The organism is Bradyrhizobium sp. (assembly GCF_047605465.1).
GTDB lineage: Bacteria > Pseudomonadota > Alphaproteobacteria > Rhizobiales > Xanthobacteraceae > Bradyrhizobium.
The window spans coordinates 1-15,894 of the sequence record NZ_JASGFS010000010.1 but is presented as its reverse complement, the minus strand read 5'-3'; the positions used below and the strand labels follow the sequence as shown (position 1 = coordinate 15,894).

Sequence of the window (15,894 nt, the reverse complement as noted above, 5' to 3'; positions counted from 1 at the left end):
GAGAAATTACGATCGCTAAATCTCTTAGTGACTAAGATATATATCGATTAAGATATGAGGTCGGCCTTGTCAAGAACGAAGGCGCGCGCGGGGTTATTAGAGGAGCTCGAAGAGGCGATGCGTCGGTCGTCCGCGCAGGGCGTGCTCTATGGCCAGACCGTTGCGAATGTGGCGGGAATCGCCAATTCCGACCTCGAATGCATGGACATCCTGTATCTCGAAGGCCGCGTCACCGCAGGCCGGCTCGCCGAGGTCACGGGGCTCACGACCGGGGCCATTACCGGCGTGGTCGACCGGCTCGAGAAGGCGGGACTGGTGCGCCGCGAGCGCGATGAGAAGGACCGCCGCAAGGTCTTCATCGCCGTCGTGCCGGAGAGCGCGATGAAGATCGGACAGCTCTACGTGCCCATGCAGCAGGCGATGGAGAAGGTGTTTGGCGGCTATTCCGACGAGGAACTGCGTCTGCTGCTGCGCTTCGCGACGGAAGGCTACAAGGGCGTGCTTGCGGCGACCGAGGCGCTGAAGGGCCTTCTCGACACGCCGCCGGAAAAGCGCCCCGACCTCAAGCTGAAGGTTCGCCGGCGGCCCTGATCTTGTAGGGTTGCGCGGCCGCGATCATGCCCCACATCGCGCCCAGCATCATCCAGAAGTGCCGCCAGTGATCGGTGTCGATCACGAAGCTCTCGCCGACGGTGCCGACGAACGCGGCGAAGATAGCGAGGTAAGCGCGCTGCCAGGGCACGCGGACGAAGATGTGCCGGAAGCCCATGATGACGGTGGTGAAGACCAGCGCGGGATAGCAGATGCCGGAGAGCCAGCCGCCGGACATGAAGGCGTTCAGATAGGAGTTGTGAGTGTCCTCGGGAAAGTAGCGGTGGAACTGCAGGGGCCCGATCCCGAACGGCAGTTCGAGCGCCATCTCCGCGCCGAGGATGTGCCGGCCGAACCGGCCGAAGCGGCCTTCGTCATAGCTCTGGTCGAAGCTCGCGCGCTGCTTGAACATCTCGGCGATGGAGTCGAATGACAGCAGGACCGCGATCAACGCGAGCCCCAGCACCACGGCGACGACCGCCATTATGATGATGCGCGAGCGTTGCGCGTTGCCCCGGCTGGTCAGCACCATCAGCGCCAGCATGAAGGCCGCGGTCAGTACCAGCCCGCCCCAGGCGGCGCGGGAGAAGGCCAGCAGGATGGCCAGCGCCATGATGGCGAACGCGAAGACGTTGCGGAACGCCTTGGCCAGCCGGTCCGAGACCACGCTCTGCAGCGCGAACAGCGCCGGCAGGATCAGGAAGGCCCCGAGCACGTTCGGATCCTTGAAGGTGCCGCGCGCGCGGTCGTAGAGCGTCAGGAGATCGCGCCCGCCGGGAACGAGGTTGAAGTAGCCGGCAATCGCGGCGAGTGAGGCGATCATTGCGCCGACGACGAGGCCGCGGCGGAGCATGTCGAGCCGGGCCGCGGTGTCCTCGGAGGTCACCATGGCGAAGAACACCACGGTCACCGCCATGTACCAGGACGTCGCGATCCAGCTCACCACCTCGGACTGGCCGAACAACGGGATCGCGCAGATCGTGTAGCCGAGATTGAGCAGGACCAGCAGCAGCACCAGCGGCATCAGCACGAGTTTGAGCCGCAAGCCGGTCGCGAAGAAGGCGACCGTGGCAAGCAGGGTCGCAATCTCGTAGGGGCTCGGCTCAATGAAGACGATCGCGCCGGAGGCCCCGACCAGCCAGACCAGCGCGCGCTGCAGCGCAAGCACGCCGGGTGCGGCCGGTGCGGCTATGTTCACTCCACCGGCTGCCGCCGCATACGCCATCACACGCTCACGCTACTCGTACACACAACTTCCGCCGTCATGCCCGTCTTGTGCGCACTTGCGTACTGGGACGTGGAATCCGGCACTCCAGGTCATTCGAGGCAGCTTGGCTGACGCCGATCACTGGATCGCCCGGTCAAGCCGCGATAACGGCTGGTCCGGGCACTGTAGCCTCAATATGCGTTCTCGCTCTTGGTCAGCAGCGAGATCGGGGTCTTCAAGAGAATGACGAGGTCGAACAGCACCGACCAGTTCTCGATGTAATAGAGATCGAACTCGACGCGCTTCTGGATCTTCTCCTGATTGTCGATCTCGCCACGCCAGCCGTTGATCTGGGCCCAGCCGGTGATGCCGGGCTTGACGCGGTGACGGGCGAAGTATCCGTCGACGGCCTCGTCGAACAGCCGGCTCTGAAGCTTGCCTTGCACGGCATGCGGGCGCGGGCCGACCAGCGAGAGATTGCCGGCGAAGACCACGTTGAAGAGCTGCGGCAATTCGTCGAGGCTGGTCTTGCGGATGAAACGGCCGATGCGGGTGACGCGCGGATCGTTCTTGGTCACGACTTTCGAAGCCGTCGGATCGGCCTGATGATGATACATCGAGCGGAACTTGTAGACGTCGATGCGCTCGTTGTTGAAACCGAAGCGCTTCTGCCGGAACAGGGCCGGGCCGGGGCTGTCGAGCTTCACGGCGATCGCGACCAGCGCCATCACGGGCAAGGCAAGCAGCAGCGCGAAACCGCCGACGACACGGTCGAACAGCCACTTCATCACGAGGTCCCAGTCGGTGATCGGCGCCTCGAACACGTCGAGCGTCGGCACCTTGCCGAGATACGAATAGGAGCGGGGACGGAAGCGCAGCTTGTTGGTATGCGCGGAGAGGCGGATGTCGACCGGCAGCACCCACAGCTTCTTCAGCATCTCCAGGATGCGTGCTTCCGCGGAGATCGGCAGCGCGAACAGCACGAGGTCGACGCGGGTGCGGCGGGCGAACTCGACGATGTCGTCGACCTTGCCGAGCTTGCGGGCCCCGGCGCAGGTGTCGAGCGCGCGGCTATCGTTGCGATCGTCGAACACGCCGAGCACGTGGATGTCGGAATCCTCCTGCGCTTTCAGCGCCTCGACCAGCTGTTCGCCATTGCTGTCGGAGCCGACGATGATGGTGCGGCGGTCGAGCCGGCCCTGGCGCGCCCAGTTGCGCACCAGCGCGCGCAACACGATTCGTTCGGCGACGAGTGCGGCGAGCCCGAGGAAGTAGAATGCGGCGAGCCACAGCCGCGACACCTCGGTGCCGAGCTTGGCGAAGAACGAGGCGCCGATGAACAGCAGGAAGACGAACGACCAGGACGAGATCATTCGCGTCATCTGCCGGAGCTGTCCGCGAAACACCTGGACTTCGTAGATGTCCGCGGCCTGGAAGCACACGACGGCGGCGGCGGCGACGGCGATGATCGCCGCCAGATAGTCCCAGCGGAGGCCGGCGAGCGGCATGACATAGGCGACGTAGAGCGCAATGCCGACGAGGCTCAACAGTGCGAAATCGATCGCGCGCACGATGCCGGCGATCACGATCGGCGAGTAGGCGCGGACAACTTTCTGGTTGACCACCTCGAGCGCGGCGGGCGTCAGCCGGCGGCGGCGTTCGACGAAGGACTGGTCAGCCGGCTTGGCCGCGGAACTGGTCGCGGCATCGAGCATCGAGCGTGCGTTGAGCGGTTCCACGGCGTCCACGTCCATTCCAAGGACCCGTGGCGCGGCTTCGCGCCCGGGCGAGCATCCCCCGGCTCTCCGCTTAACGGACAAATCGGAATATTTTCTAAAGCGGGCGCGGGAGTGGTTAATGATTGGCAAACGCGTCGCGATAGCCCGCGAGAACGCCGTCGACCATGGCCTGCTGGGAGAAGTGCGCCGAGATGCGCCCGCGTAGCGAAGCGGCTCGCTGCGCCGTCGCTTGCGGATCGTCGAGGGCGGTCGCGATCGCCTCGGCCATGGCTTCCGGGTTGCTTGCTTCGAACAAGGCGGGGCTTCCGGTTCCGAAAATCTCGGGAATGCCGCCGACGCGCGCCGCGATCATCGGAATGCCGGCAGCGCCTGCCTCGATCACGACGTAGGGCATTGAATCGCCGCGCGACGGCACGACGAGAAGGCGTCCCTTGGAGAAGCCGTAGCGTGCCTTGACGTGACCGACGAAACGGATTGCGCCGGCAAGGCCGAGCTTTTCCACCTGAGCCTTCAACGTCGACGTCTCCTCGCCGTCGCCGCCGAGTGTCAGCGTCACCTTCTTGCCGTTCGCATGCAGGCGGGCCACCGCGTCGACCAGAAGGTCGGCACCCTTGATGTGTCTGAACTCCCCGACATAGGCAAGGTCGGTGGCGTCGTCGGCGGTGACGATCGGCTCGAATTCCTCCGGTGTCACGCCGTTGAAGACGCAATGCACGACGCCCTTCGGCGTGCCGACGATACGCTGATAGGTGTCGCGGGCAAAGGCGCTCTCGAACAGGAACAGATCCGTCGAATCCATCAGAGTCCGTTCGAGCCGTGCGTAGAACTCGCCTTTGAGCGTGTTCAAGGGATAGTGCAGCGAACCGCCATGCGGCGTGTAGATGCGGATGGTGTTGTTCGCGCGCCGGCGCATGCGCACGAAGGCCCCGGCCTTGGCGCCATGGCCGTGCATGACGTCGGGCCTGAGCCTGGCGATCAGACGCTGCATGCGAAACCAGACGAGGAAATCCTCCGGCGACGGCTCGCGGCGGATCGCGAGCCGGTGCACGCCGAGCTTGAGCCGTGGGGCGATCTCGGCAAGCGCCTTGTCGGCGCGTTCTCCACCGGTGAGACTGTCGGCGAGAATCCCGACGTGATGGCCGCGGTCGACCTGGCCGTTGGCAAGGTCGAGGATGTGACGGATGATGCCGCCGACAGGCGCGCGCACGGCGTGGAGGATGCGGAGCGGCTGGTCGGGAGAGGGAGGCATGATGAAAACCAGCGCTCGACGGCGAATGCCGAACAATTTTGCGAAATATCGAGAGGGATTAAGAGCCCCCGTGGTTAACAAACGGTGTGGGCCGGACAGGCCGCCCGATCCGGCGAGCCCGGATTAACCCAGCGGCAACCTTAATGGAGTGTAATTGCGCCGATCGAGGTAGAGCGGCGTTGTCCTGCGGGAGTGTGAGATGCGTTTGGCGTTCTGGCGTGCCGGCAAGGACAAGGCTGTGGTCGAGCGAGCCGTTTCCAGGCCCCAGGCCGAGCCCGTGCTCAAGGCCGAAGCCCAGGAAGCGAAGCCTGCGCCCGTCGTACCGAGAGAAACCCAGTCCGAATTCGGCGACATCGATCTGCACGCGCTCGGCGGCGCCTTGGCGCGCAAGCGCGCCTGGATCATCGTGCCGACGGTGCTCGCGCTCGTGGCGTCGGTTGCCGCCGTCAATCTCGTGACGCCGCGCTACAAGTCCGAGTCGCGCATCCTGATCGACGGTCGTGAGAACGTCTTCCTGCGTCCGAACAGCGATCGCGCCGAGGAGCGGCAGGCGCTCGACGCCGAGGCCGTGACCAGTCAGGTGCAGCTCGTGCTGTCGCGCGATCTGGCGCGCGAGATCATCAAGAAGAACAAGCTCGCGGAGCGCCCTGAATTCGATCCGGTGCTGCAGGGCATTTCACCGCTGAAGTCGCTCGCGGCGCTGTTCGGCATCGGGCGCGACCCGTTCTCGATGACGCCGGAAGAGCGCGTGCTCGATGCCTATTACGATCGCCTCCAGGCCTACGCCGTCGACAAGTCCCGCGTCATCGTCGTCGAGTTCCAGTCGGCCGATCCGGAGCTTGCAGCGCGTGTCGCCAATTCGATCGCCGACGGCTATCTCGTGCTGCAGCAGAGTGCGCGCCAGGATCAGGCCCGCAACGCGAGCCAGTGGCTGTCGGGCGAGATCGAGAATTTGCGCAAGAAGGTTTCCGACGCCGAAGCCAAGGTCGAGGACTTCCGTTCCAAGTCGAGCCTGTTCGTCGGCACCAACAACACCACGCTGTCCAACCAGCAGATGGGCGAGGTCAACACCCAGCTCAACAATGCGCGGGCGATGAAGGCAGATGCCGAAACCAAGGCGCGTCTGATCCGCGAGATGCTCCAGAGCGGCAAGCCGATCGAGGCCTCCGAGGTCCTGAACTCGGAATTGATGCGGCGCCTCTCCGAACAGCGCGTGACGTTACGGGCCCAGCTTGCCGAGCAATCTTCGACGCTGCTCGGTAACCATCCGCGCATCAAGGAATTGAAGGCCCAGCTCGGTGACCTCGACACCCAGATCCGTGACGAGGCCGGCAAGATTTCGCGCTCGCTCGAAAACGACGCGCGTATCGCCAGCGGCCGGGTCGACAGCCTGACCGTGAGCCTGGAGCAGCTCAAGAAGCAGGCGACCTCGACCAACGGTCAGGACGTTCAGCTCCGAGCGCTCGAGCGCGAGGCCAAGGCGCAGCGCGATCTGCTCGAGACCTATCTCGCCAGATACCGCGAAGCCAACACCCGCGAGACCATCGATACCGCGCCGACCGAAGGCCGCATCATCTCGCGTGCCATCGTCTCGAACACGCCGGCCTATCCGAAGAAGCTGCCGATCGTCCTGATCGCGACGCTGGCGACGCTGCTGCTCTCGTCGGGCGTCGTCATCACCGGTGAACTCCTGCGCATGACGGCGCCGCGTGCCATTGCGGTGCTTGCGCCGGCCCAGGCCCCGGTTCGCCACGAGCCGGTCGTCGAGACCGTGGCGGCGCAGCCCGCGCCGCTGCAACCGGAGATGCCGGCTGACGCGGATGCCGCCGAGATCGAGGAGATCGGGCAATTGGCCGACACGTTGCGCGCGGCGGGCGCGGCAGCGAGAAAGGTCACCGTGCTCGGTACCGCGCACGGCGATGCCATTACCCTGTCGACGCTGACGCTCGCGCGCCATCTGGCACGCGATGCGCGTGTCGTCGTGGTCGATCTCGCAGCCACTTCGCCGATGATCGCGGCCGTATCCGTGGACCCGATGGCACCCGGCCTTGCCGAATTGATGCAGGGCGAGGCCTCGTTCGCGCAGGTCATCACCAGGGACAAGCTCTCGCGGCTGCATCTGGTCATGGCAGGCCGTCCCGGCTTCGACCGCAGCCTGCTGCAGTCGCCCCGCGTGACGCTTGCGGTGGACGCTCTGCTGAGGGCTTACGACCACGTCCTGATCGACGCCGGCAGCGCTTCCGATCTGCCCGCGGAACTGCTGACGGCGAATGCCCGCGCCGTCGTGGTGCCCGATGCCTTGATGACGGCGGACGCCCGCACGTTGATGTGCGAGCAGCTCAGGGCCGTCGGTTTCAGCGAAGTGACGATGCTGAGCAAGCCGGTGCAGGCGTCGGATGCGGTGGAAGCGCCGCGGGTGGTGGCGGCGTAAGCCTCTTGCCCTTGTCGCCTCCGGGGTAGGGTTCGCCCCGACGGCTGGCGAGGGGCCGCTCGGCTAGCCGAACGCCTGGCGGACGCGTCGCGCGAGGTCGAGCAGCATCTGGTTCTGCTTCACCAGCCGCTTGCCGTGGTTCAGCGAAGACATCGCCATGGCCGCGAGCTTGCCGCGCGAGGTCAGCGGGACAAAGCTGTCGAAGATGTCCTCGTCGCCCTTGCAGAACATCCGCTTGTATTCGTCAGTGCCGATCCCGAGGTCGAGCGAGCTGTAGCCGCGCTCGGCGTAGCGATCGATGATGTTGCGCATCAGGATCAGGCCGGGGCTGTAGCGGGCGTGTTCCGAGAGCGTGTAGGTGTTGAACATCATCGAGAAGCGCTGGCCGTCGGCGACGCCGGCGAAGATCGCGATCACCTCGTCGTCGCATTCGAGCGCGTGGATGTCGATGGCGCGGCCTTCGCCGCACGGCGCGAGGCAGGCGTCGCGGATGAACTGTTCGACGCCCGGCTCGGCGAAGACATTCGGCAGCTTCTGTTCCGCCATCCGCGCGGGCTTGATGCGAAAGAACCAGTCGAGCAGGCGGGTCACGTCCGTGTCGCTCGTGGCCAGGTGATAGCGGTAGCCGGCGAGCGCCTGCAGCTTCTTTTCCTTGCTCTTCAGGCGGCGGCGAAAGGAGTTGCTGATCCGCGATGCGGGCGGACCACCGGGCTCCATCACCAACAGCGGGCAGCCGTTGATTGCGCTCTGTCGCGGCAGCAGCGCAAACGGGTTCTGCTGCTCGTGCCAGCGCATTGGCTGCTGCGTCAGCGACAGCACATCGGCATGTTCGCGCAGCAGCGCAAGGAGCGTGTCGAGATCGGCCGCAATCACCTGCGCGGCGAACTCGGCGTTCCAGAGGCCCATGTTGAAGGTCGTATGCTTGCCGCCCATGAAGCTGGCCGTGCGTACGCCGTGGTTTTGGCGCAGCGAGAGCGGCAGCAACAGGAGCGGCCGGCGCTCGGCGTCGCGGGCGACGACGATGAAGGGGCGCGCGCCTTCATGCTCGCCGACCAGCCGCTGCCAGGGGCCGAGCAGGTCGAAGCGCTGATAGGGCGTGAAGAGGTGACCGCTCTTTTCGAGTGCGCGCCAGATCGGTTCGGCTTCGTCGAGATCGGCGACGATGTCGACATGTGCGATGCGGCTCGCTTTCGACCGCGCTGGCGCTTCCGCCGTCCGGCTTTGCATCGCCGCAGCCATGGTCATTCGCAAAACCTGTCGAGAAATCGAAAAATACGCCTATTTCGGCCGATGGCCGACCTTTGCAAAGAAATGTCAACAAAGGGTAATGACAATGAGCGAGGGAACGGGCCGCCGGCCAACGCGAAGGTGGGATATTGGCATCCGACGACAGATGGCTGGAACGGCTGCGCCTCGAGCTTGCCTGGTTCACCGGCCAGCCTCTGCTGCGCGAACGTGGTGCCGGCGCAATCCTGCGCTTCGAGCGCGTGCGGCCGCGGCGTGGCGGTGGGTTCCAGCCGCTGCGCGAGAGCGAGATCACGCCGCAATTTCTCGACCGCGCGATCCGCGCGCTGAAGCGCTGGCGATTCGACTTTCTCGGGATGGACGATGTGTGCCGGCGCGCGGTGACGCTGCCGGACCAGGGGCGTTTCGTGGCGCTGACCTTCGACGGTGCAAGCAAGGACGTGATCAGATTCGCCTATCCGGTGCTGACACGCCACGCGGTTCCCTTCACCGTTTACGTTCCGACGGCCTTTCCCGACGGGGTCGGAGAAGCCTGGCGCATCGGGCTTGAACAGGTGATCGCGCGCGAAAGCCGTATCAGCCTGATGATGGGCGACAAGGAGCAGCGCTTCGTCGTCACGGGCAATGCCGAGAAGCGAGCGTTGTTCTCGCTCGTCGAAAGCTGGCTCCGTTCGTTGCCGCCGGCGGACCTGTCGGCCGCGATCAACGATCTCTGCGCGCGCTACCGGATCGATCTCACAGCGCTCTCGCGCGAAGCTTCGATGGACTGGGAGGACCTGGCGAAGTTGGCCGCGGATCCGCTGGTCACGATCGGAAGCGCGACTGTGAATTATCCCGCTCTCGCCAACATGAAGGATGCGGCCGCGCAGCGCGAAATGACGATGGGCCGAGCCGTGGCGGAAGCTGCGTTTCGCCGTGAGACACGGCACTTCGCATTTCCGTTCGGCGACCGCAATTCGTTCCGTCGCAGCCATGTCGTGATGGCCGAGGAGGCTGGCTTTGCCAGCGCGGTGTCGACCATCCCCGGAGTCGTGGAGGCGGAAGGACGAACCAATCTGCGCGCGCTGCCGCGCATAGCCTGGGACGGCCGGATGCAGTCGCTGCGCATGCTGCGCGTGCTCGTCTCAGGCGTTGCGTTCTCGCCGGTGAAGCCGACGCCCAGCGCTACGAACTAGAGCGGACGCGGTCGGGCCGTTGCATCCAGCTCACGATCGGCATCGCCGGCAGGACCCAGCCCATGCCCGCGACGACGTAGTAAATCGCCTGCCGCCAGCCGGATTCGGCGATCCACGGCATCTGCGCCAGCGCCATGCCGAGCAGCGCCCAGACGGCGGCCAGGACCAGAAGCAGGATGGTACCGAGGAACTTTCGGGCACGGATCTTCATGGCGGACGGCTGCGGCCTTCGCGTAACTTGCGCTGCGGGAGCGGGGGACTATAAGGGGCACGCAGTCCGGTTCAAGCCTCTTTGGCGCAAGTCTTCTCGGTACAAGGCCTGGTTTTGCTCCTGAAATGACGCCGATCTCCACCCCGTCCGAGCCGCATCGCGCCGTGCGCTGGTGGCTGATCTCCGTGGCCGCGCTGATCGCGCTGATGGTGCTGGTCGGCGGTGCGACGCGGCTGACGGAATCCGGTCTCTCGATCGTCGAATGGAAGCCGGTGACGGGCAGCTTGCCGCCGCTTTCGGAGACGCAGTGGACCGAGGCGTTCGAGGCCTACAAGAAGATCCCGCAATATCGCGAGCTCAATGCGGGCATGAGCCTGTCCGAGTTCAAGGAGATCTTCTGGTGGGAATGGAGCCACCGGTTGCTCGGCCGTTTCATCGGCGTCGCCTATCTCCTGCCTTTCCTGTTCTTCCTGTGGCGCGGTGGACTGTCCGGTGAGTTGAAGCGGCGTCTATGGCTGCTGTTCGCGCTCGGAGGCCTCCAGGGCGCGGTCGGCTGGTGGATGGTGGCGTCGGGCCTCACCGAACGTGTCGAGGTGTCGCAGTATCGGCTCGCGACACACCTCGTGCTGGCGCTCCTGATTTTCGCCGGCATCGTCTGGACCGTGCGGCGGCTCGCCGAGCGGCCGCAGATCGCGGCGCCGGTGCGGTTGCGGTTCACCAGCGCGTTGCTCCTCGTCGTGACATTCGTGCAGATCTATTTCGGTGCACTGGTGGCAGGCCTGCGCGCCGGGCGTGCCTACAACACCTGGCCAGACATCGACGGGGGATTCATTCCGCCGGCGGAGCGGCTTTGGTTCGAGACGCCTTGGTGGCGCAACATGTTCGACAACGTGCTGACCGTGCAATTCGAGCACCGCATGACGGCCTATGCGTTGTTCGTGCTGGCGGCGCTGCATGCGTTCGATGCCATGCGGTCGCGCGCGGGGTCTGCGGCAAGCGGCGCACTGTTACTGTTCGCGGCGGTGAGCCTGCAGGCGGTGCTCGGCATTCTCACCTTGCTCAACCAGGTACCGATCGGCCTTGCGCTCGCGCACCAGGCGGTGGCGATCGCGGTGTTGACGCTTGCGGTGATGCAGGCGGAGCGGCTGGCTTCGCGTCATTCAGCCGAAGCGCAACCGCGCGCGGTTCCGGTCGGGCAGGCCGGCTGATCGCCATCAGGCGGAACGTACCGGCGGATCAGCAATAGCCGTAGATGCCGCAGGAGTAGGGCAGGCGCCAGAAGTAGTCGACCTGCTTCCCGCCGTAATACGAGCCCTGGTAATCGTAATCCCAGGGACGGCCGTAATAGCCCGGCAGCGTGTGTGAGCCCGGCAGCAGCGGCGTTCCTGGCAGGTTGCGGATGTAGCTGCCGATGCCGTAGGCCGGCGAGATCAGCGCGTCCGGATCGGTCTCGACATAGACCTTGGGTGCCTCAGGCGGAGGAGCCGCGGCACGCCGCTTCGGCGTGGCCGGAAGATCGGCGGCGACGGCAGCCGAGACCGTCAGCATTGCCACCAGGGCAGGTACCATCCAGCGCAGCATCGTCGGCTCCGAATCAAAAGGCGATCCAGCCAGATGTATGCGGCCGATATGGTTAATGACTATTAACTGAAGCCCATCATTCCGGCGTCGCTTGCAGGAGTGGCAGGGCTCGAACCTGCGGCCCGGGCCTTGGAAACCAGAGCTCTGCCGTTGAGCCCGCCCCTGGATCTTGAGCGTCCGGGGTTCGGCGCATGGCACCGCACCCCGGAGCGACTGGACACATTATGCGCTGAGCGCCTGCTCGAGATCAGCGATCAGGTCTTCCTTGTCCTCGATGCCGATCGAGAGCCGGACCACGTCGGGGCCTGCGCCGGACTTGACCTTGGCGGCGTCGTCGAGCTGGCTGTGCGTGGTGGAAGCCGGGTGGATCACGAGCGAGCGGGTGTCGCCGACATTCGCCAGATGCGAGAACAGCTTCAGGTTCGACACCAGGCTGACGCCGGCGTCATAGCCGCCCTTCAGGCTGAAGGTGAACACGGCGCCCGCGCCCTTGGGCGCATATTTGCGGGCGAGCTGGTTGTACTTGTCGCTAGCGAGGCCCGCATAGCTCACCGAGGCAACGGCCGGGTGGCCGGCGAGGAATTCGGCGATCGCCTTGGCGTTGTCGCAGTGCTTCTGCATGCGCAACGGCAGCGTCTCGATGCCGGTGAGGATCATGAAGGCGTTGAACGGCGACAGCGCCGGTCCGAGGTCGCGCAGGCCCAGCACGCGGCAGGCGATCGCGAAGGCGAAATTGCCGAAGGTCTCCTGCAGCCGGATGCCATGATATTCGGGCCGCGGCTCCGACAGCATCGGGTATTTTCCGCTGGCGGACCAGTCGAACGTGCCGGCATCGACGATGATGCCGCCGAGCGAATTGCCGTGACCGCCCAGGAACTTCGTCAGCGAGTGCACCACGATGTCGGCGCCGTGGTCGATCGGCCGGATCAGGTAGGGCGAGGCCAGCGTGTTGTCGACGATCAGCGGCACGCCCGCCTTGCGCGCCACGGTCGAGATCGCCTCGATGTCGGTGATGCTGCCGGCGGGATTGGCGATGGACTCGATGAAGATCGCTTTCGTGCGCGGGGTGACCGCGCGCTCGAAGCTCGCGATGTCATCCGGATCGGCCCACACCACGTTCCAGCCGAAGCTCTTGAACGCGTGCGTGAACTGGTTGATCGAGCCGCCATAGAGCTTGCGCGCGGCGATGAATTCGTCGCCGGGCTGCAGCAATTGCTGCAGCACCACGACCTGCGCGGCGTGGCCCGAGGCGACCGCAAGCGCGGCCGTACCGCCTTCGAGCGCGGCGACGCGCTCTTCCAGCACCGCGTTGGTGGGGTTGCCGATGCGGGTATAGATGTTGCCGAACGCCTGCAACCCGAACAACGAGGCTGCGTGGTCGGCGTCGTTGAAGACGAAAGACGTCGTCTGATAGATCGGAGTGGCGCGCGCACCGGTGGTGGGATCGGGCTGTGCACCGGCATGCACGGCAAGGGTCGAAAATCCCGGAAGGCGATCGCTCATTCGTGGCGTCCTGTTTTTTGTGGTCTGAAATCGCGCGGCGATGCTGATGGGCGAGGCGCCCGCCGTCAAGGCACCGCTTTACATCCGAGCGCTACGCATTGTCACGTTTGCGAACGAGTTATTTTGCAGTTGCGTCAGCTTTGCTCGCCCTTGTTCTTCGCCGCGCGATCCGATGCGGCGGTGTCGCCGCCGCCGACACTCGTCCGATTGAGGGACAGGCGCATGCCCTGCGTCGGAGCCGGCGGGCGCTTGGAGCTCAGCGTGCGCGAATTGACGCCCATCCAGGAGATTTCGGACGAGAGGCGGCCATATTCGATCTTCGGGCAGCGGTTCATGACGACCTTGATGCCGGCCGCTTCGGCCTTCGCCGCGGCCGCATCGTCGCGCGCCCCGAGCTGCATCCAGATCACCTTCGGCAGCGGATCGAGTGTCAGCGCCTCCTCGACCACGGGCATGATGTGGCTGGAGTTGCGGAAGATGTCGATCATGTCGACGGGGCGGCCGATGTCGCGCAGCGAGGCGACGAAGGGCTTTCCGAGCAGTTCCTTGCCGACATGGCCGGGATTGATCGGGATCATGTCGTAGCCGCGCTGCGCCAGATATTTGAACGCGAAATAACTCGGGCGCACGTTGACCGGCGAGGCGCCGACCATCGCGATCGACTTCACGCTGTTGAGGATGCCGCGGATGTAATTGTCGGGATAGGCGTCGTGGTTCATCTGTTCTTTCTCTGGCCCTCATGGCGAGGAGCGCGGAACGCGCGTCTCGAACCATGCGGCCGCTGTCGGACCTTCATCCCTCGGGGTGCCGCATTCCGCGGCTCCTTGGGATGAGAGAAGTTGGTTGGCTACTCGTCCCGCCATGTCGCCTCGCGCTTCTCGATGAAGGCGCCGATGCCTTCCTCCGCGTCGCGCGCCATCATGTTCTCGGTCATCACCTCTGCCGCATAGCGATAGGCATCGGCAAGGCTCATTTCGGCCTGGCGGTAGAATGCCTCCTTGCCGAGCTTGACGGTGTAGGCGGATTTCAGCGCGACCTTCTGCGCCAGCGCGATCGCGGCGTCGCGTTCGGTGCCGGCGGCGACGACGCGGTTGACGAGGCCGATCTCGCGGGCACGGGCGGCCGGAACCGGTTCGCCGGTCAGCAGCATCTCCATCGCCTGCTTGCGCGGAACGTTGCGGGAGAGCGCGACCATCGGCGTCGAGCAGAACAGGCCGATGTCGACGCCGGGCGTGGCGAAGCTCGACGCTTCGGAGGCGATCGCGAGATCACAGCTTGCCACGAGCTGGCAGCCGGCCGCCGTCGCGATGCCCTGGATCGCCGCGACCACGGGCTTGGGCAAATGCACGATCGCCTGCATCATCGCACTGCAGGCGTTCATGGTCTCGGCGAAAAAGGCACGGCCTCGGTCCGGATCGGCGCGGCGCGCGGTCAGTTCCTTCATGTCATGGCCGGCGGAGAACGCAGGGCCGTTGGCCGCGATCACGACGCCGCGGACGACCTTGTCATCGCGGATCTCGTCGAGCGCGGCATGCAGGCTCGCGATCATCGCCACCGAGAGGCTGTTGCGCGCGGCCGGCCGGTTCAACGTCAGGACCGCGATGCTGCCGGCGGTCTCGCGCAGCAGGATCGGCGGTTGCGGGGAGGGGGCGCGGGCGGCCAAGACGGACATTGACGCGATTTCCGATGGATGATTGCAATTGGATGACGCAGATAACTTAATGTAACAGGCCAAGTGAAGCGAGGGTCGGGAACAGCATGGCGTTAGCGAAAATGAGCGTGGCGGAGGTCGAGCAGTTTCTCCGCACCGAGTTTCCCCAGGCCTTCAGCGGCGACGACATCACGATCGAGAGCGCGGACGGCCAAACCTGCCTTTTGCGCCAGCGCTACAGCGAAAGGATGCTGCGGCCGGGTGGAACCGTGTCCGGCCCGACCCTGATGGCGCTCGCCGATTTCGCCATGTACGTGGTGCTTCTGTCGGCGATCGGGCCGATCGGGCTTGCGGTCACAACCAATCTCAACATCAATTTCCTGCGGAAGGGCCAGCCCGGGCAGGACGTGCTGGCGGAAGCGAGGCTGCTCAAGCTCGGCAAGCGGCTCGCGGTCGGCGAGGTAAATCTGCTGTCCGGGACTTCGCCCGATCCGATCGCCCATGTGACATCGACCTATTCCATTCCAAATGTTTGAGCTTTTTGCAGGTAATATAACACCATATTTTTAAGCTATTGATTTGTCAGATGTAATTTCCGTGACCGGGCATTGACCGTCGCGCGTCTCTTGTCTAGAAACCCGCGCAGTCCGGTGCGGTGTTCGCGCCGATGTCTCCCTCACGGAAATTCTGACATGAAAACCTTTTCGGCAAAGCCGGCCGAGGTGACGAAGAAGTGGGTGCTGATCGACGCCAAGGGTCTGGTCGTCGGCCGCCTCGCGACCATCGTCGCCATGCGCCTGCGCGGCAAGCACCTCCCGACCTACACGCCGCACGTTGATTGCGGCGACAACGTCATCATCATCAACGCCCAGCACGCGGTCCTCACCGGCCGCAAGCGCGAGCAGAAGACCTACTACAAGCACACCGGTTACGTCGGTCACGTCAAGGAGCGCACCGCGCGCCAGATCCTCGAAGGCCGTCATCCCGAGCGCGTGCTCGAGAAGGCCGTCGAGCGCATGATCCCGCGTGGTCCGCTCGGCCGTGTCCAGATGGGCAACCTCCGTGTCTACGGCGGTGCCGATCATCCGCACGAGGCCCAGACGCCCGAGAAGCTCGACATCGCCAAGTTGAACCGCAAGAACACGAGGGCCGCATAACATGGCCGAATCCATTCAGTCGCTCGATCAGCTCTCGCAGCTCAAGACGGCGGCCTCGCCCGACGCGCCCAAGCACGAGAAGAAGGTCGACAAGTTCAACCGCGCCTACGCCACCGGCAAGCGCAAGGACGCGGTCGCCCGCGTCTGGATCAAG

Annotated in this window: 15 protein-coding genes and 1 pseudogene; 7 read left to right on the top strand and 9 right to left on the bottom strand. The window is 65.0% G+C overall.

What is annotated here, in order from left to right:
* Nucleotides 1–117 precede the first annotated feature (117 nt).
* Nucleotides 118–591, top strand: a complete 474-nt coding sequence (locus QM712_RS11625) for a MarR family transcriptional regulator (protein WP_415023241.1) — start codon at nt 118–120, stop codon at nt 589–591.
* On the opposite strand, the gene QM712_RS11620 is transcribed toward QM712_RS11625, so the two are convergent.
* The 3 genes from QM712_RS11620 to QM712_RS11610 form a co-directional block, all read right to left on the bottom strand.
* Entirely contained in the window at nt 563–1,816 is a 1,254-nt protein-coding gene (locus tag QM712_RS11620; RefSeq protein ID WP_415023240.1) for an O-antigen ligase family protein, read from the bottom strand. The two genes, QM712_RS11625 and QM712_RS11620, sit on opposite strands and share 29 nt — an antisense overlap.
* Before the next feature lie 173 nt (nt 1,817–1,989).
* A complete protein-coding gene (locus QM712_RS11615; RefSeq protein ID WP_415023373.1) occupies nt 1,990–3,537 on the bottom strand; it encodes an undecaprenyl-phosphate glucose phosphotransferase in 1,548 nt (515 codons plus the stop codon).
* Between the two features lie 115 nt (nt 3,538–3,652).
* Nucleotides 3,653–4,786, bottom strand: coding sequence for a glycosyltransferase family 4 protein (locus QM712_RS11610; RefSeq protein ID WP_415023239.1), 1,134 nt, complete (start codon nt 4,784–4,786; stop codon nt 3,653–3,655).
* Between the two features lie 199 nt (nt 4,787–4,985).
* Between QM712_RS11610 and QM712_RS11605 the strand changes: the two genes are divergently transcribed.
* The gene (locus tag QM712_RS11605) at nt 4,986–7,217 is read left to right on the top strand and encodes a GumC family protein (RefSeq protein WP_415023238.1); all 2,232 of its coding nucleotides are present in this window, start codon (nt 4,986–4,988) and stop codon (nt 7,215–7,217) included.
* 63 nt (nt 7,218–7,280) lie between these two features.
* On the opposite strand, the gene QM712_RS11600 is transcribed toward QM712_RS11605, so the two are convergent.
* Nucleotides 7,281–8,462 carry a GNAT family N-acetyltransferase gene (locus tag QM712_RS11600; RefSeq protein ID WP_415023237.1) on the bottom strand — a complete coding sequence of 394 codons (1,182 nt, stop codon included), beginning with the start codon at nt 8,460–8,462 and terminating at the stop codon, nt 7,281–7,283.
* 131 nt (nt 8,463–8,593) lie between these two features.
* Here QM712_RS11600 and QM712_RS11595 point away from each other — a divergent pair, with 131 nt between their 5' ends.
* Complete coding sequence (locus QM712_RS11595; protein WP_415023236.1) at nt 8,594–9,637, top strand: polysaccharide deacetylase family protein; 1,044 nt, start codon at nt 8,594–8,596, stop codon at nt 9,635–9,637.
* Here the strand turns inward: QM712_RS11595 and QM712_RS11590 are convergent.
* On the bottom strand, nt 9,627–9,848 hold the full coding sequence (locus QM712_RS11590; protein ID WP_415023235.1) for a DUF2842 domain-containing protein: 222 nt from the start codon (nt 9,846–9,848) through the stop codon (nt 9,627–9,629). The genes QM712_RS11595 and QM712_RS11590 overlap by 11 nt on opposite strands.
* Before the next feature lie 125 nt (nt 9,849–9,973).
* On the opposite strand from QM712_RS11590, the gene QM712_RS11585 reads away from it, so the two are divergent.
* Nucleotides 9,974–11,056, top strand: coding sequence for a COX15/CtaA family protein (locus tag QM712_RS11585; RefSeq protein WP_415023234.1), 1,083 nt, complete (start codon nt 9,974–9,976; stop codon nt 11,054–11,056).
* A gap of 28 nt (nt 11,057–11,084) precedes the next feature.
* On the opposite strand, the gene QM712_RS11580 is transcribed toward QM712_RS11585, so the two are convergent.
* The 4 genes from QM712_RS11580 to QM712_RS11565 all read right to left on the bottom strand — a co-directional run bounded on the left by QM712_RS11580 (nt 11,085) and on the right by QM712_RS11565 (nt 14,604).
* Complete coding sequence (locus tag QM712_RS11580; RefSeq protein WP_415023233.1) at nt 11,085–11,429, bottom strand: hypothetical protein; 345 nt, start codon at nt 11,427–11,429, stop codon at nt 11,085–11,087.
* 222 nt (nt 11,430–11,651) lie between these two features.
* Nucleotides 11,652–12,932: an O-acetylhomoserine aminocarboxypropyltransferase gene (locus QM712_RS11575; RefSeq protein WP_415023232.1), complete on the bottom strand. Its 1,281-nt coding sequence runs from the start codon at nt 12,930–12,932 to the stop codon at nt 11,652–11,654.
* Nucleotides 12,933–13,066: 134 nt separating this feature from the next.
* Nucleotides 13,067–13,651: a CoA-binding protein gene (locus QM712_RS11570; RefSeq protein ID WP_415023231.1), complete on the bottom strand. Its 585-nt coding sequence runs from the start codon at nt 13,649–13,651 to the stop codon at nt 13,067–13,069.
* Between the two features lie 128 nt (nt 13,652–13,779).
* Complete coding sequence (locus tag QM712_RS11565) at nt 13,780–14,604, bottom strand: enoyl-CoA hydratase (RefSeq protein ID WP_415023230.1); 825 nt, start codon at nt 14,602–14,604, stop codon at nt 13,780–13,782.
* An 86-nt stretch (nt 14,605–14,690) separates the two neighbouring features.
* Between QM712_RS11565 and QM712_RS11560 the strand changes: the two genes are divergently transcribed.
* The 3 genes and pseudogenes from QM712_RS11560 to QM712_RS11550 form a co-directional block, all read left to right on the top strand.
* Nucleotides 14,691–15,119, top strand: a complete 429-nt coding sequence (locus QM712_RS11560; protein ID WP_415023229.1) for a PaaI family thioesterase — start codon at nt 14,691–14,693, stop codon at nt 15,117–15,119.
* A gap of 156 nt (nt 15,120–15,275) precedes the next feature.
* On the top strand, nt 15,276–15,740 hold the full coding sequence (gene rplM, locus QM712_RS11555) for a 50S ribosomal protein L13 (RefSeq protein WP_057756282.1): 465 nt from the start codon (nt 15,276–15,278) through the stop codon (nt 15,738–15,740).
* 1 nt (nt 15,741) lies between these two features.
* Nucleotides 15,742–15,894, top strand: a pseudogene (locus QM712_RS11550) (30S ribosomal protein S9); the annotation flags it as partial.

Coding starts and splice junctions, on each gene's coding strand:
- QM712_RS11610 (WP_415023239.1), bottom strand. CDS start 4,786: ATGCCTCCCTCTCCCGACCAGCCGCTCCGCATCCTCCACGCCGTGCGC.
- QM712_RS11575 (WP_415023232.1), bottom strand. CDS start 12,932: ATGAGCGATCGCCTTCCGGGATTTTCGACCCTTGCCGTGCATGCCGGT.
- QM712_RS11585 (WP_415023234.1), top strand. CDS start 9,974: ATGACGCCGATCTCCACCCCGTCCGAGCCGCATCGCGCCGTGCGCTGG.
- QM712_RS11605 (WP_415023238.1), top strand. CDS start 4,986: ATGCGTTTGGCGTTCTGGCGTGCCGGCAAGGACAAGGCTGTGGTCGAG.
- QM712_RS11560 (WP_415023229.1), top strand. CDS start 14,691: ATGGCGTTAGCGAAAATGAGCGTGGCGGAGGTCGAGCAGTTTCTCCGC.
- QM712_RS11580 (WP_415023233.1), bottom strand. CDS start 11,429: ATGCTGCGCTGGATGGTACCTGCCCTGGTGGCAATGCTGACGGTCTCG.
- QM712_RS11570 (WP_415023231.1), bottom strand. CDS start 13,651: ATGAACCACGACGCCTATCCCGACAATTACATCCGCGGCATCCTCAAC.
- QM712_RS11565 (WP_415023230.1), bottom strand. CDS start 14,604: ATGTCCGTCTTGGCCGCCCGCGCCCCCTCCCCGCAACCGCCGATCCTG.
- QM712_RS11600 (WP_415023237.1), bottom strand. CDS start 8,462: ATGACCATGGCTGCGGCGATGCAAAGCCGGACGGCGGAAGCGCCAGCG.
- QM712_RS11620 (WP_415023240.1), bottom strand. CDS start 1,816: ATGGCGTATGCGGCGGCAGCCGGTGGAGTGAACATAGCCGCACCGGCC.
- QM712_RS11625 (WP_415023241.1), top strand. CDS start 118: ATGCGTCGGTCGTCCGCGCAGGGCGTGCTCTATGGCCAGACCGTTGCG.
- rplM (WP_057756282.1), top strand. CDS start 15,276: ATGAAAACCTTTTCGGCAAAGCCGGCCGAGGTGACGAAGAAGTGGGTG.
- QM712_RS11590 (WP_415023235.1), bottom strand. CDS start 9,848: ATGAAGATCCGTGCCCGAAAGTTCCTCGGTACCATCCTGCTTCTGGTC.